This window comes from Trichocoleus sp. ST-U1 (assembly GCF_039961835.1).
Lineage (GTDB): Bacteria > Cyanobacteriota > Cyanobacteriia > Cyanobacteriales > FACHB-T130 > FACHB-T130.
The window spans coordinates 1-15,228 of sequence record NZ_JAMPJZ010000110.1 but is presented as its reverse complement, the minus strand read 5'-3'; the positions used below and the strand labels follow the sequence as shown (position 1 = coordinate 15,228).

Genomic DNA, 15,228 nt, shown 5'->3' with positions numbered 1-15,228 from the left:
GACGAGAACCCCGATCGCCCTCACACTGCCGACGATAATTAATGAAAAATAACTGATGAAAAACATCAAGCTGGGCAAACTTTGGGACTCGCTCCACTCCAGCTACTGGTTCGTACCAACGCTGATGGCGCTCAGCGCGATCGCCTTGGCATTCGGAATGTTAAGCCTTGATCGAGCAGCCAAATCTGGCCCGATAGAGTCGTTGGGCTGGATCTACACCGGCGGGCCAGATGGGGCGAGAACGCTGCTTTCATCTGTTGCTGGTTCGATGATTACCGTTGCTGGTACTGCCTTCTCGATTACAATTGTTGCCCTCACTCTCGCTTCCTCACAATTCGGTCCGCGACTGATGCGGAACTTCATGCAGGATACGGGCAATCAAGTCGTCCTGGGCACGTTTATCGGTACATTCATCTACTGCTTGCTGGTACTGCGAACTGTGCGGGGAGATGACTACAACGTATTTGTGCCGCAAATCTCCGTCACAATCGGCATGGTGCTAGCGCTCGCCAGTATTGGCGTCCTGATCTACTTTATCCATCATGTCTCAACCTCGATGCAGGCATCCCATATCATCAGAGACGTTGGCAGGGAGTTGGACAATGCCATCGATCGCTTGTTTCCGCAGAAGATCGGGCAGGGTAAATCAATACCAAAGCAACGGTCGGTGGCGGAAATCCCCGCCGGGTTTGAGAAGGAAGCTACTCCTATCTTGGCGAAAGAAAGCGGTTATCTTCAAGCAATTGATGACGAGCTGTTAATGAAGATCGCCACCTCAAAAGACCTCCTCCTGCGCCTGAAATATCGTCCTGGCAAGTTTATTGTGGAAGGAAGCGAACTGGTGATGATTTGGCCTGGAGAACGGGTGAATAAAAAACTCATCCACCACCTGAACCAAGCATTTATTTTTGGCGAGCAACGCACCGAACAACAGGATATAGAATTCCCCATTAATCAGTTAGTTGAAATTGCCGCTCGTGCCATTTCTCCTGGCATCAACGATCCGTTCACGGCGATCCAGTGTATTAACCAGATGACCGCTGCACTTTGCCGTCTGGCGGAGAGAGATTTTCCCTCGCCCTACCGCTACGACAACGACAACAACCTGCGAGCGATCGCTAATCCGGTGACGTTTGCAGAATTAGTTGACGCTGCCTTTAACCAGATTCGACAGTACAGCAAACCGGATATAGCAGTGAGAATTCGATTGCTGGAAGCGATCGCTCTCATCGCCACCCACACCCGCAACCAAAAAGACCGGGCGGCGTTGCTGCGTCATGCCCAAATGATTGAGCGCAGTAGCCGTGAAGAAGTATCGGAGGAATTAGACCGAAAGGATATTGAGGAGCGATATTTGGCAGCGGTGAAAGCGCTAAAGGAGTTTTAAATGACGCTGCTCATATTTAGCTTGAAATTTAGCGTGAAAATAACTTAACTTTCCGATTGCGGCGCTTCCAGAACGCTGACATCAATTAAAGGTGTGACGTTAAACCCTTTGTCAAGTAATTGCCTTTGAATCGTCTGCGTCATGCGAGAGCGAATTTCTTCCGAAGACTCAGTAACACCCGCCTGACGCTGAACATAAACCGTACCCAACAGCGTGTTCTGACCTTTAATATTCGTGGCGGTGAACCGAACATTGGCTTCCACCAGTTTCGCCAAACCGCTATCATTCACCACCTTCTGGATTTGGGCAACGGCACGCTGTTCGCGGCTGCTGCGCTGAAGTTCCGGGGAGCTGGAAAACTGCCAAGTCAGCAAGCCCAAGAGCGCTACAGCAGTCGCTGCAAAAGCAGATGGAAATATCCAGCGCTTGCCACGGTTATAGCGGGCACCTTGAGCAGACAGACCATAGGCGCGGAACATCAGGGAGGCGGATAGATTAATCCCAACCAGTTGTAGCAACAGCACAAAGACGCCGTTTACAGCCATATCCCAGCGACCCATTGCGCTTGCCATCCCCACCATTCCGGCAGGCGGTGCCAGTGAAGCGGCAACCAGCATTCCCACCGCTGCCCCAGACACAAGGCTACTTCTTTCCGATTGGACAAGATTCAGAGCGCCTGCCGCACCTGCGACCAGTGGCAGCAGAACGGCTACTGCCGAAACCGTACTGGTTGCGTTCATGGAGGATGTCACCACTTCCTGCCGCAGAATCAAAGTGAGTGCCCCAGTGACTAGGATTGTTACCGCCAGGGCTGAAAAGTATCGTAAAAGGCTCCGTCCGAGAAGTTCTCCATCGCCGCGTGCCGTAGCGATCGCTGTATTCATCGCTGGCCCCGCAAACGGTGCAATCAGCATGGCAGCGACGAGAAGATAGCTAGTATTGGTGAACAAGCCGATCCAGACCACCACACCCGCCGCCGCGGCATAGCCCAGAAACCCTTTCCACGAGCCAACGCTTTGCAGACCGGAGAGGAAAATTTCAATGGGACTGCGTGCCTGCACATCTGTTACCTGCTGCGCTGCTTTAAAAGGCGGTGGCTGCAAGGCGATGACTCCACGCGGAAGCAGCGTGACGTGCAATTTTGGCACCGATTGCAACTGTTCGAGTAGTTCCTCAACCTTTCCATTCGGCACGTGGACGATTACCACGTCTAACGATTCATCAGCTCCAGTCGCTTCAAACTGGGAAAGATTTGCTCCGTCACAAGCTTGGGCGATATCCAGAACTGTTTTCCCACACCCACGGGGAACCTGTACAAGTAGTTGGCGCATTGCGGCTGGCTATATTAAGTCTGCGTCCCTTGTACCATCTCGCACAGTATGGAAGTTCGCTCTCTAGCTAGAGGAATATTTCACTACTTTTCTACTAATCTCTGCTGGGGTTTTCTATGCACCTGGATATTTGCCCACAGTCTGACCGCTGTACCCTTGGCTCAGCTTTACGGCAAGCGCTTTCAAAACCGCTGTAGGAGTCATCAAAAATCTTATGAGCAATCTGAGTCCATCTGAAAAACGGGAACTCAAAAAAGAACAAGGTGAGGTTCTGCAACAGTTGGAAGACTGGCTAGAAACACCCATGCTATTGCTCGGCTTTGGGTGGCTGGCATTATTGGTCGTCGAACTAATTTGGGGCTTAAATCCCCTGCTGGAAATCATCAGCAACTTTATCTGGATCGTTTTTATCCTAGACTTCGCCTTACGATTGGTTCTGGCTCCTTACAAATTTATCTATCTCAAGCAAAACTGGCTCACAGCCCTCTCCTTGCTGTTGCCAGCGTTGCGCGTCTTCCGAATTACCCGCGTGTTTCGCTTACTGAGAGCCAGCCGGGGACTGCGACTGGTACGTGTCATCAGTTCTCTGAATCGCGGTATGCGATCGCTCCGAGCCAGCATGAGTCGTCGTGGTTTTGGCTACATCATCGCGCTGACGCTGGTGGTGACGCTGGTGGGAGCCGCAGGGATGTATGCTTTTGAAAGCAATACCCCTGATGGGCGCGGACTGAATGACTACGGTGCTGCACTGTGGTGGACAGCAATGATTATGACAACGATGGGATCGGAATACTGGCCTCAGACTCCAGAAGGTCGGGTACTCTGCTTGATCCTATCGTTATATGCTTTTGCAGTGTTTGGCTATGTAACGGCAACCCTCGCCACCTTCTTTGTCGGACGCGATGCGGAAGACGAACAAGCAGAAGTAGCAGGTGCTAAATCTATCGCCGCGTTGCATGAAGAAATCGTTGCATTGCGGGCTGAGATTCAGGCGCTTTCCCGTCAGAAACCAGAAGCATGATATGAAATTGAATTAATTGCTTCGTTTATAGTTTGTTAGTAATGACTAATTGGGAAAAAGTTTTAAGTCTTGAATTAAAAAACTTTCTTCTAACTCAAAACTCAATACTGCAAACTCTCTTTACCCATGACCCATTTATGAGGAAAAAGCAATGCTGAGTAGCAATTGGCGAGGGTATAGAATCGCCGCTTGGGTTGGACAGTTTTTACTCGCGATCGCGATCGCCGTTGAATTGTATCACCGGAACTGGGTGGGTTCATTTACACTCGCCTGCTTCCTGGCTGCTTCGTTTCTGTTTGTGACCCTGGAAAATCAACTGCCAACGTTGTTCGATTTTCTGTTTGTAATCGCAGCGTTGATCAATGCAGGTGGCTGGGTTTGGGGCTTATTTTACCCACCGGGACCCTACGATGAAATTGCTCATGCCTTTACAACCTTTTCCGTAACGCTGGCGCTGAGTTTTCTCGTGTATGAGTCAATGCTGACTCCGTTCCGCTACCACCGACTGCTGTATATCTTAACGATCTCTAGCTTCGGAATCGCCATCGGCGCTCTTTGGGAGATATTTGAATGGGTGGTGCAAGTGATCAATGACCTTGATGACACCATCGTGGATCTGATTATGGACACCATTGGAGCTTTAACGGCAGCACTGGTAAGCGTGTGGGCGCTACAAGAGCGAGTCCATCCAAAATCAACTGTCGAAGATCAATCAGTATCACCAAAGCGCCGCCGTTAAAAATTTTTAATGAGTTGTAAGCCATGAGTCATTAGTCATCAGCAATAAACCAAAGACCCAGAGGTGGGGGAAATTCTTACTGATTATGCACCCACTTGAGCAGCCCTAGAGCAGTGACAACATTTACAAAGTGACCGGCAATCCCATTAAAATTCGCTAACACCACAAAAACATCAAGCGCCCGAATGATTTTGTAGGGGTCGGTGATTGCCACACCTGGAGGTTGGGATACAGATTTTGCTAGTAAGACTCCCATACTCGCTCCACCACCCAACAGACATAACAAAATCCCCACCAAGCCTGTAATTAACGCTAGTCGCAGGACTTGAACGGTATCGGCTTTGGAGGGATGCACAGCCGAATTAGGATTTGCTAAACCTTTAGCGATGCGAGTGTAGCGGAAAGCTAAGAAGACACCGAATAACAGTGCGAAAAGTCCACAAATTGCCCAAAATATACCGACTCCTAGGGCAGGATTTGCTTCATTGGCAAAGTTACGACCAGAGATAGCAAATAATAAAGCGATGCCAGAAGCAACTGCCAATCCTAATTCGACCCAGAAGGCAATCCAGCCTACCAGACGAAAAATATTGGAGATTTTTTGTTTAGTTGGGGAAGGTGAGTGGGTGTCTGAGTGAGTTTGCATATCTGTCTCATGTTGCAAAAAGGAGCTGATACCCCACACCAGAACACTACCTCTACTGGCTCTGGTTATACGCCCACCTAGAGAGAGAACCGATCCCTTGCCTAAAGATGAAAATTTATCGGTCAATCAACTTGTTTAAAACTTGAAGAATCAGAAAAATCGGCTAAGGGGAGGACGCCTTAGTGCCCAAATCCTATCAAGCTAAAGAGCAAGGGCACTGATTTCAGAGCCGCTATTGACGAGTGGCGTGTCTTTTTAGTCAAGATATTCATTCTAAAAAATATTCCCTCTTCTCAACTAAGATGCTGTTGGCAGTTGCAGAGTCTTCGGTATTCAATCCTGATGTACGCTTCCTGTCTGCAATCCTTGCAGTCGGTCTGGCTCTGGTGCATCTCTACTCCGGTAAGCTGCGCTTTCTGGATGCCACCCCTCGCAGTATCTGGCTTTCTATCGGGAGTGGCGTATCTGTCGCCTACATTTTCGTCCATATCCTCCCGGAACTGAGTCAGGCACAGGAGACAGTTAAGGAGACGTTGGACGGGGGGTTTGCCTTTCTGGAACACCACGTTTACCTGGTGGCACTCATAGGCGTCAGCGTGTTTTATGGACTGGAGCGAGCTGCTACACTGTCGCGCCAGCGCAACCAAAAGGCGGGAAATGGAGATGTTACAGAAGCTGGGGTCTTCTGGCCGCACATCGCTTCATTCGCCGTTTACAATGCTTTGATCGGCTACCTGTTAATCCACCCGGAGGAACCGGGTTTTCAAAGTCTTTTTCTGTTTTTCTTCGCAATGGCTTTGCATTTCATGGTCAACGACAACGGCTTGCGCGAACACCATAAGGATGCCTATCACAAGAAGGGGCGCTGGATACTGGCGGCGGCGATTATCGTGGGATGGGTCATTGGGAGCGGAACCGAAATTCACGAGGCAGCGATCGCTGTCTTGTTTGCCTTCCTCGCCGGAGGAGTCGTCCTGAACGTGCTGAAGGAAGAACTCCCGGAAGATCGCGATAGCCGCTTTTGGGCTTTCGCTCTGGGTGCAGGTATCTATGCCGCGCTGCTGCTGGAACTGTGAAGCGGTGCCGAGCTTTGTTTGCAACCAAAGCGTCTTTGCAAACAAAAAAATCGGGGCTGTTCTAGAAAATATCCTAGAACTGCCCCAATTTTTTGACGCTCAATGAGCAATTAGCGAATTATGCGATCGCTGCCATCTTCACATCGTTATTCGCCAGAACCTCTTGCAGTTCCTCAGCGTCTACCGTTTCCTTTTCAATGAGCATCTGAGCCAATTGATCCAGGATGTGGCGGTTATTCACCAGCACTGCTTTGGCACGATGGTAAGCTTGATCCACCAAATTGTGGACTTCATCATCAATCGTCGCCGCAGTTGCTTCCGAGAAATCCCGCTCGGCGGCAATGTCGCGTCCCAAGAACATATTGCCTTGCTGACGACCTAAAGCAACTTGTCCCAAGCGATCGCTCATGCCAAACCGCATCACCATTTGACGCGCCACACGAGCCACCTGCTGCAAGTCATTCGAGGCACCCGTTGTCACTTCTTCTTCACCGAAGATGATTTCTTCAGCAAGCCGACCGCCCAAGGCAACTGCCATCTGATTTTGCAGATAAGAGCGGCTATACAGACCAGAATCCATCCGGTCTTCACTCGGTGTAAACCAAGTCAAACCACCCGCACGACCGCGAGGGATGATGCTGATCTTTTGCACCGGGTCATAATCTGGCATCAAGGCACCGACGAGAGCGTGACCCGCTTCGTGATAAGCCACCAAGGTTTTGCGCTTCTCGCTCATCACCCGGTCTTTCTTCTCTGGGCCAGCTAGCACCCGGTCGATGGCATCATTGATTTCATCCATCGAGATTTCGGTCAGGTTGCGACGAGCCGCCAGAATGGCTGCTTCGTTGAGCAAGTTGGAGAGGTCAGCACCCGTAAAACCAGGAGTACGACGAGCGATCTTCTCAAGATCCACATCCTTCGCCAGCGTTTTGCCACGGGCGTGAACGTTGAGAATCTCCAAGCGACCGGCATAATCGGGACGATCCACGACCACCTGACGGTCAAAGCGACCCGGACGCAGCAGTGCTGCATCAAGTACATCTGGGCGGTTCGTAGCAGCGATGATAATAATTCCCGTGTTGCCCTCGAAACCGTCCATCTCGGTCAGCAACTGGTTGAGGGTTTGCTCCCGCTCATCGTTACCGCCGCCTAAACCTGCACCCCGCTGACGCCCCACGGCATCAATTTCATCGATAAATACGATACAGGGAGCATTTGCCTTAGCTTGTTCAAACAGGTCGCGCACGCGAGATGCACCGACACCGACGAACATTTCTACAAACTCAGAACCAGAGATAGAGAAGAAAGGCACGCCTGCTTCCCCAGCAACTGCGCGAGCGAGCAGCGTTTTACCCGTTCCCGGAGGTCCAACTAGCAGCACGCCTTTGGGAATTTTTGCTCCAATGGCGGTGAAGCGGTCGGCGTTCTTGAGGAAGTCAACGACTTCATTCAGCTCTAGCTTGGCTTGGTCAATGCCAGCGACATCCCCAAAAGTTACTTGGGTTTGTGGCTCCATTTGGACTCTGGCTTTGGATTTGCCAAAGTTCATCGCTTGAGAGCCTGGGCCACTCTGAGCGCGTCGTAGCAAGAAGAATAATCCAACCAGAAGCAGAACGGGGAAGAACAGACTGCTCAAGGCGCGGAACCAGAAGCTGTCATCGCTCTGGGGCAAAACTGAAATGTCTACACCCTTGGTGGACAGAATGCTAATCAGGTCTGGGTCATTAGGCAGGTTAACGACGATCTTGCTGCCGTCTTGTGCTGTAACAAGCGCCTTAGTGCGGTCGGCACTAAGACCTACTCTTTCAATCCGACCGTCTTGAACTTCCTGAATCAGCTTGCTGTATTTCCAGGTTTCCCGACTTTGGGGTTGTTTGTCTAAAAATGCTGTTCCTAAGGCGATTACAACTATTGCTAGCAGCGCATACAGCCCTGCATTTCTCCACCGTTTGTTCACCGAGTTTCCTCCTAAGCTCTAGGATATGGGGACGCTTTGAATTTTTATTTGTATTAACTTATGTTAACCCGTCTCAGAATTCCTTGACACGGTTGGTTCATAGAAACCTTCAACAACGTCATCTATCTTCATCGTAACCGTCGCCACAAAAACAACCATCCTAGCCGGAACAATCTACTCCCACACCCTAGAAATGGGGCTACACAACATAGTCCCCCACCCTAGAAGGGTGGGACTACACAGACAAAGCCTGCCTACGCAGGCTTTGTCTCCTAGCCTGTAAAGACAGGGTTCGTTTGTGGAGTCGCGACTTCAGTCGTCGAGCTTTTTACGCTCAGGGGGAAGCTTGATGGGTTTGGTAGCACTGAAATAAGCTCTGCAATTGCTCTAGGCTGCTGTGTAACGGGTCAAAAGTCAAAGTACCTTCTTGGCAAAGAACGGTATGGATCGGAACGACTTGCACCACGCAATTACTATAAGCAAGAACTGACAATCCTTTCACAAAGTCAGCATCCCAAGGCACTTGTCCAGGGGTTAGATTCTGACTTGCCAGCCAGTTGATCAGTTGCGATCGCGCGATTCCCGGCAAAATTCCAGCATCTAGAGGCGGCGTCCACCACTTACCATCCCGCCATCCCCAAAGATTGCCCGTACTGGTTTCTAACCAATTTCCCTTATCATCGACCAAAATTGCTTCTGTCGCTCCCATCTGCTGAGCTTTTCCCAATGCCAGCCAAGCAGGTAGGTAGTTCCCCGTTTTGTGTTCGGGAATTGAGCGGCAAAATAACGGCTCTGCCGCTAGCCAACTTTTAACACCATATTTTTGTCTTTCTGTCAAATCATCCGGGAAAAACCGCCCGCTAATCCACTCTCGCCCATCGGGAAATAGAGTAATTCTGAGAACGGGGAAGTGTGGGATTAACGCTTCTGCTTGTTGCCGTAATTGTTCCCAGTCTGGCTGCTGCCAGTCAAACGTTTGCACGCTGCAACAGAGGCGATCGCAATGTCCTTTCCAGTTAGTCAGCGGACTCTCCAACGACTGCTCGTAAACCCGCAGCGTTGTAAACACCTTCGCTCCATAAAGTAACCCCGGATCGTCAATCGCTAATTCCAGGGTTCCCGACTCAATCAGGTTGCCGTTATACCAGTACATCTCATCACCTTTGGGTGAATACAATATACTTCAATATACTACATAAAGGCGACAAACGCTACACAAACGTCCTTTTGTACGTGCAACGCGAGACTTTTGAAACCCGCTTCGGTCGGGTTTAGTCTGTATAGATGCGAATTCTCTTCCCCCTTTTTACAGGCTGTATAGTGACTTTTTATTTGACGTGGAGACAGATCAGATTAGTGTCGTTAAAGAGGCAAAGCTAAACCTGGCTTGCTTTTTCCGCTCAATCTAAATTGGCAATGCTGCTGGTCAAATGCTAGCTCGTTGAGTAATCTTTCTCTGTAATCCTGCAATCGGGAAAGTTTTGCTCAGTGACACGAAATTGTCTCGACGCCATTTAATTTGGCACTGTACATCAACGTTGAAAAGGTGATTGATGAGCAAAGATGTCCTGAGTTTTCAGAATGGTTTCAACTCAGGCGGCAAGGAGCTATTAAACCGAAATTTATTAATGATTGACGTGATTAGGTCGATTCCATCTTCATGACGATGAACCCAGCTAAATTAAGCACAAGACTCGCAATGTATTAAGACTTTTTTTGGAGATGCGATCGCCTTCAACAACTATGTTAATTTCTGTTCTCTTTGAGTAATTTAGCTATCTCAATCTAAATGCTGAACAGCTTAGCGTTTTGGGAAAGGATAGCTTCGATATTATCCTCACTGAAAGCTAACGTGTTTTCCTTTTTATCGATATTGTGGCTAGAAGTTTGATAGTAAACTAATAATCGTTAAAAAACTTTGGTAGTATATTTTTGTGTCAAAAAAAGCTAATAATACAAATTACTTATCGTTATGACTTTTAATAACTCTACCAGGACTGACAAAAGAAATTCCTTGGTTGGATGCAGCACTAATCATAACGGCTTCAACGACAGGCTCAGAAACTTTCTTTTTAGCTATCCACTCAACAATAAAGTTAGCTCCTAACCCCCCAGTGGTGTCAGTTCTCGCTACAACAAAATCTGTAGAAGCTAGAGAACCAAGTTCCACAGGGCGATCTAAATAGTGCTTGATTAATTTTCCCTCTGTATCATAGTAGCGCACTGAAGTGACAATGATGGGATTGCTCAAATCCGTATTGCGAATACTAAGAGTGGCTGATAAATATAAAACTTCCTTCTGGTTTTCGTAATAAATATGAGAATAGATAGGGACATAGATAGTTTGCCCCATCGCTATCTTACTATTGTCATCCAACGTTACCACCCTGAGTTGGGGTTGAGTCACCTGACCCATATTAGATTGTGGCTTCTGTGGAATCCCCGGTAAACTGCAAGAGGCAAGGACAATGAGTGCTAGGGTCGAAGAAAAATACAAATAAAGCTTCATTAGAGGTAATTGTTAGATTATTAGAGGTAATTGTACAGTGCCGAATTAAATGACTTCGAGACAATTTCGTGGCACTGAGCAAAACTTTCCCGATTGTAGAATTACAGAGAAAGATTACTCAACGCTCTACATTTGACCATCAGCATTGCCAATTTAGATTGAGCGGAAAAAGCAAGCCAGGTTTAGCTTTGCCTCTTTAACGACACTAATCTGTCTCCACGTCAAATAAAAAGTCACTGTACAATTAGTGAGTTCGATGCTGGATATTTCATAAAAATTACCGTTGCCAATACAACTAACTTGAATCCAGAAATCTCAAAACCATAAAGGTAAAGAAAAGAATAACCATCCGAATAAACACGGTCCTTTCTTGCAGAGAATTATGTTGATAAAATGAAGATGTCAGTAATTCTCACCAAGGCAGCATAAACACAAGAATTACCTGCCTGGGCAGGTAATTTCGTAATGCGATCGCCATTGACCTTAGTTACAACGCGATCGCAATTGCATCTGTCTAACAAACAATATGTCTGACAATGCGATCGCATCCCCAACTAGGAAACTACATTTAAAGAATTTCTAGCCAAGCTAGCGATTGTCGCAGCGAATGCCGCTGCCTCGACAGGCTTTGTGACGTGCTGCTGGAAGCCTGCCAAAATCGCACGCTCGCAATCCTCGCTTCTGGCATACGCCGTCAGTGCTACCGCTGAAATCTGTCCTCCTTGCTCTGGCGTCATCGCTCTAATTTTGCCGATCAACGTGTAGCCATCCTCATCGGGCATCCCAATGTCGCTCACTAAGACATCTGGTTTTACCTGTTGCAGCGCTAAGAGTGCCTCCTGTACCGATGCTACTGCTGTTACCCTCGCTCCATACTGTTCAAGCGCGATCGCGAGAAAATCTCGGCTATCAGCCTCGTCATCTACAACCAACACCTGTAACCCTTCTAGTACAGTGCTGAAGCTTGATGAAGGCTGTGTACTAAGTGGGGCTTCTAGCTCAGGCTTGAGTCCTTTCAACTCAGTCTTCATCATCAGCGGCAGTTTCACCGTAAAGATTGCCCCTTGCCCCTCCCCAGGGCTGTCAACACAGACAGTTCCGCCGTGTAGTTCGGTGAGGTGACGAACAATTGCCAAACCCAAACCAAGCCCTGTTTGCGATCGCGTGCTGGTACTATCAGCTTGACGGAAGCGCTCGAAGACATAGGGCAGAAAGTCAGCCTCGATTCCTTTGCCTGTATCGCTCACCTCAATCTGGGCATAAGAATCAGTGCAATCGAGCTTGATTTCCACTCGTCCCCCGGAGGGTGTGAACTTGATCCCGTTCGAGAGCAAGTTCCAGATAATCTGCTGCAAGCGGTTTGGATCGCCGATAACCAAACCGATGGCGGGATCGAGTACAGATTCCAGTCGAATGCTTTTAGCCGCTGCGGCTAGATGCACCGTCTCCATCGCCGCTTGAACAATTGAGATCAGATTAACCGGGCACACATTCAAGGAAAGTTTGCCTCGAATCATCCGCGACACATCTAGAAGATCCTCAATCAACTCTGCCTGTAACTTAGCGTTGCGCTCAATGGTTTCCAGGGCGCGAGCAGTCGTTGCTGCATTCAACTTCTGAGTGCGAAGCATCCCCGACCATCCGATAATTGGGTTGAGGGGCGATCGCAATTCGTGAGAAAGTACCGCCAAAAACTCGTCTTTCATACGGTTCGCCGCCTCTGCCTCGGCGCGTGCCGCTTGTTCGCTAGCCAACAGTCGGGCACGTTCTTCCTCCGCTCGCTTGCGCTCCAGTTCTGCCGTCGCACGGGTGGCAAAGATTGTCAGCAGCGATTCTGCCAGATGGAGATTCTCCAACGGTTTTCGAGCCATCACCCCCACTAATCCCAACACTCTTCCTGTGGAGCCTAAAAGCGGAGTTGCGATATAGCTGTCAACGTCCATCTCGGCAAGCAAAAAATTACCAGGAAATTGCGCTTGGAGATTGCGGGGATAGCAGCATAGCTTTCCTTGCTGAATCACCTGTTTGCAAGGTGTATTCAGCAGTGAATACTCAATATTGTCTGCAATTTCATGCTGGGCATAGAGAGCAATCGTGCTGACTTTATCTTCGTCTTTCCCCGCCAGTTCCCCAATAAAAGCGAAATCAACATCCAATGCCTTGGTGAGGTGTTGCGCCAGGGAGTAGAAAAACGCCTCCCCTGTCGCTGCCGAAACTCCCTTCGTCACCTCAATGAGGGCAGCATCCATCTGGGCAATTTTGTGTGCAGCCAGCCGCAACTCTAGCTCATCAACCACCATCGCCGCTAGGTCGGCAAGGGTTGCTCGCTGTTCTTCACTTAATTCATGGCGCGGCTTGCTATCTACAAGACAAAGGGTGCCAAGATTAAAGCCATCCTTCGCAATTAGGGGGGCACCTGCATAGAAGCGAATCCCCGGTTCGCTAATTGCATAGGGCTTACAAGCGAAGCGGGGGTCATTTCTGGTATCTGCAACCACGAAAACATCCTTAGACAAAATCGCGAAGCTACACATTGTTGCTTCACGATTAATTTCGCGGGTATCAAAGCCGTAGCAGGATTTAAACCAGGCTCGAAATTGGTCAACTAAAGAAACTAGGGCAATGGGTACGTCAAAAAGCCGAGCCGCCAGAGCCGTAATGCGGTCGAAGCTTTCTTCGGGAGGTGTATCGAGAATGTTGTAGCGACGCAGTGCCGCTAGGCGTTCTATTTCGTTAGGCGGCAGGGGAACAGTGGTCAAAGTACCTCCAGAAGACACTTCTTAAATATGGCTTGGGGCAGCTAAGATAGCTTTGCGTGCCTGTCAAAGAGCGCTATATTTTATAATTATTTAAATTTTAGGGCAATCTCAAGCAAAACCCAATAATTTACCACAATCCGGGTAAACAATACTGCAATTATTAATACTTTTAGCAATTCCGAAGCGCGATCGCGATTGAAACCATCTAACAATGCGATCGCTTACCGACTCCTAACCGCAATGGAACATCGTTGACACAATTGACGCCTAAACAGACAAGACTGTTTCAGAAGCATTTGCTGACCATGCTACAACCTAAAAGAATTCTCAGGGATAAATCGAGTATTATCTTTTGGATGTAATTCAGCGTCTGAGTCAAAGTTAGAGGTTAAAGTTGAATGGATAAAAAGAAATGGCAGTGGTTTCAAGTTACCTTCCAGTTAAAAGGCTCAGTCATTCCAGCCGTCTTGCCTAGAACCCTTTTGTGTGGGGGATTTGGCTTAATTATTTCTGTTCTTTACCATTTTAAATTAGCTGTATCTTTGCCAATTTTAGCTAGCTTAATTCCCAATATTGTTTTAGGTTTATTACTAGTTTTTCGGACGAATACAGCTTACGAGCGGTTCTGGGAAGGTCGGAAATGTTGGGGTAGTATAGTAAACACTGTCCGCAACCTGGCTCGTCAGATTTGGGTATCGGTTGACGAAAATGAACCGAAAGATAGAGAGTCTAAAATAGCTGCTTTACGGCTTCTAGTAGCTTTTTCAGTAGCGACTAAATTGCATCTTAGGTCAGAGCCAGTCAACAGTGAACTAGAAGATTTGATGTCTGAGTCTCGCTACTTTAAGCTAAAGACAATGAACAATCCACCACTAGAAGTTGCGTTTTGGATTGGAGATTATTTACAAGAACAACATGGTCGAAATCGCCTGAATGTTTATCAAATGAATTCTTTGCAAAATTTGATTAATCTACTAGTAGACAATTTAGGGGCTTGTGAACGCATTCTCAAAACTCCAATTCCAATGGCTTATGTAATCCATCTCAAGCAGTTACTGTTAATCTATTGTCTATCTTTGCCGTTTCAAATGGTTGGACAGTTGCATTGGTGGACTGGGCTAACGGTTTCTTTAATTAGCTTTACATTGTTTGGAATTGAAGAAATTGGGATTGAAATTGAGAATCCTTTTGGGCACGATGCCAATGACCTTCCTTTGGATGCGATTTGTGCCACAATGCGGCGCAATATTGAAGATTTAATTTCTCTAGCCCCTAGTGTTAGGGATTGGAAGACCACAAAAATTGATAAAGCAGGATAGGAAAAAAGCCTGCTAGCGATCGCAGAAGACGAATCCGATTTTACTGGATGTCTACAACAGAAACAAATATTCCTACTCGCCTTCAAAAGCGATAGGGAGATTCATTGTGGAGCATCCTCAAGGAAAATTAGGTCGCGCGATCGCTTCAATGTTGCTTAAGATACATGACGATTTTGAGAAGGTTGGTATCATGTTTAAGAAATTAAACTCTGCCCAAAAGGAAATCTTCAATGAATGGTGCATGGCTCATAAAATTTAGTGTAGTTTTATACTTTATAACAGCGGCTGCACTTCTGGCAGAATTGATAAATTTTCATCCATTTTCAGGTGCCCCAGTAGTGACTAGCGAAGAGCAAGTCCAACCGATTGCTGTAGATTATCAACTTTGAAGGGTGACGCTCCAGGGAAATGCCATTACAGAGGATGGTTATATATAAATTTTTACAAAAAAGATGCGTTTCACTACCCACTCTCGTTAGCGATC

Annotated in this window: 11 protein-coding genes; 5 read left to right on the top strand and 6 right to left on the bottom strand. The window is 47.9% G+C overall.

Features of this window, described 5'->3' with window-relative positions; translation table 11 throughout:
* Positions 1-55 precede the first annotated feature (55 nt).
* Complete coding sequence (locus tag NDA06_RS24220; RefSeq protein ID WP_190985099.1) at positions 56-1,387, top strand: DUF2254 domain-containing protein; 1,332 nt, start codon at positions 56-58, stop codon at positions 1,385-1,387.
* A 44-nt stretch (positions 1,388-1,431) separates the two neighbouring features.
* Here NDA06_RS24220 and NDA06_RS24215 read toward each other — a convergent pair whose 3' ends face one another.
* Positions 1,432-2,718, bottom strand: a complete 1,287-nt coding sequence (locus tag NDA06_RS24215; RefSeq protein ID WP_190985100.1) for a DUF389 domain-containing protein — start codon at positions 2,716-2,718, stop codon at positions 1,432-1,434.
* Between the two features lie 214 nt (positions 2,719-2,932).
* On the opposite strand from NDA06_RS24215, the gene NDA06_RS24210 reads away from it, so the two are divergent.
* Together NDA06_RS24210 and NDA06_RS24205 are read left to right on the top strand one after the other, a co-directional pair.
* A complete protein-coding gene (locus tag NDA06_RS24210; protein WP_190682574.1) occupies positions 2,933-3,739 on the top strand; it encodes an ion transporter in 807 nt (268 codons plus the stop codon).
* A gap of 151 nt (positions 3,740-3,890) precedes the next feature.
* On the top strand, positions 3,891-4,478 hold the full coding sequence (locus NDA06_RS24205; protein WP_190429030.1) for a hypothetical protein: 588 nt from the start codon (positions 3,891-3,893) through the stop codon (positions 4,476-4,478).
* Positions 4,479-4,554: 76 nt separating this feature from the next.
* On the opposite strand, the gene NDA06_RS24200 is transcribed toward NDA06_RS24205, so the two are convergent.
* Positions 4,555-5,124: a DUF3611 family protein gene (locus NDA06_RS24200; RefSeq protein ID WP_190412026.1), complete on the bottom strand. Its 570-nt coding sequence runs from the start codon at positions 5,122-5,124 to the stop codon at positions 4,555-4,557.
* A 302-nt stretch (positions 5,125-5,426) separates the two neighbouring features.
* Here NDA06_RS24200 and NDA06_RS24195 point away from each other — a divergent pair, with 302 nt between their 5' ends.
* Entirely contained in the window at positions 5,427-6,200 is a 774-nt protein-coding gene (locus NDA06_RS24195) for a hypothetical protein (protein ID WP_190528079.1), read from the top strand.
* Positions 6,201-6,318: 118 nt separating this feature from the next.
* On the opposite strand, the gene ftsH3 is transcribed toward NDA06_RS24195, so the two are convergent.
* The 4 genes from ftsH3 to NDA06_RS24175 all read right to left on the bottom strand — a co-directional run bounded on the left by ftsH3 (position 6,319) and on the right by NDA06_RS24175 (position 13,425).
* Complete coding sequence (gene ftsH3, locus NDA06_RS24190; RefSeq protein ID WP_190412024.1) at positions 6,319-8,157, bottom strand: ATP-dependent zinc metalloprotease FtsH3; 1,839 nt, start codon at positions 8,155-8,157, stop codon at positions 6,319-6,321.
* 334 nt (positions 8,158-8,491) lie between these two features.
* Entirely contained in the window at positions 8,492-9,310 is an 819-nt protein-coding gene (locus tag NDA06_RS24185) for an aminotransferase class IV (RefSeq protein WP_190985101.1), read from the bottom strand.
* An 807-nt stretch (positions 9,311-10,117) separates the two neighbouring features.
* Positions 10,118-10,666, bottom strand: coding sequence for a DUF3124 domain-containing protein (locus NDA06_RS24180; protein WP_190428978.1), 549 nt, complete (start codon positions 10,664-10,666; stop codon positions 10,118-10,120).
* A gap of 554 nt (positions 10,667-11,220) precedes the next feature.
* On the bottom strand, positions 11,221-13,425 hold the full coding sequence (locus tag NDA06_RS24175) for an ATP-binding protein (protein ID WP_199324009.1): 2,205 nt from the start codon (positions 13,423-13,425) through the stop codon (positions 11,221-11,223).
* A 398-nt stretch (positions 13,426-13,823) separates the two neighbouring features.
* On the opposite strand from NDA06_RS24175, the gene NDA06_RS24170 reads away from it, so the two are divergent.
* Positions 13,824-14,744 (top strand): bestrophin family ion channel, encoded by a 921-nt coding sequence (locus tag NDA06_RS24170; RefSeq protein ID WP_190985103.1) that lies wholly within the window; start codon positions 13,824-13,826, stop codon positions 14,742-14,744.
* Positions 14,745-15,228: the final 484 nt, after the last annotated feature.

Excerpts from the sequence above, each read along its gene's own strand:
- NDA06_RS24195 (WP_190528079.1), top strand. The coding sequence starts at position 5,427 with ATGCTGTTGGCAGTTGCAGAGTCTTCGGTATTCAATCCTGATGTACGC.
- NDA06_RS24200 (WP_190412026.1), bottom strand. The coding sequence starts at position 5,124 with ATGCAAACTCACTCAGACACCCACTCACCTTCCCCAACTAAACAAAAA.
- NDA06_RS24220 (WP_190985099.1), top strand. The coding sequence starts at position 56 with ATGAAAAACATCAAGCTGGGCAAACTTTGGGACTCGCTCCACTCCAGC.
- NDA06_RS24170 (WP_190985103.1), top strand. The coding sequence starts at position 13,824 with ATGGATAAAAAGAAATGGCAGTGGTTTCAAGTTACCTTCCAGTTAAAA.
- NDA06_RS24185 (WP_190985101.1), bottom strand. The coding sequence starts at position 9,310 with ATGTACTGGTATAACGGCAACCTGATTGAGTCGGGAACCCTGGAATTA.
- NDA06_RS24180 (WP_190428978.1), bottom strand. The coding sequence starts at position 10,666 with ATGAAGCTTTATTTGTATTTTTCTTCGACCCTAGCACTCATTGTCCTT.
- NDA06_RS24205 (WP_190429030.1), top strand. The coding sequence starts at position 3,891 with ATGCTGAGTAGCAATTGGCGAGGGTATAGAATCGCCGCTTGGGTTGGA.
- NDA06_RS24210 (WP_190682574.1), top strand. The coding sequence starts at position 2,933 with ATGAGCAATCTGAGTCCATCTGAAAAACGGGAACTCAAAAAAGAACAA.
- NDA06_RS24215 (WP_190985100.1), bottom strand. The coding sequence starts at position 2,718 with ATGCGCCAACTACTTGTACAGGTTCCCCGTGGGTGTGGGAAAACAGTT.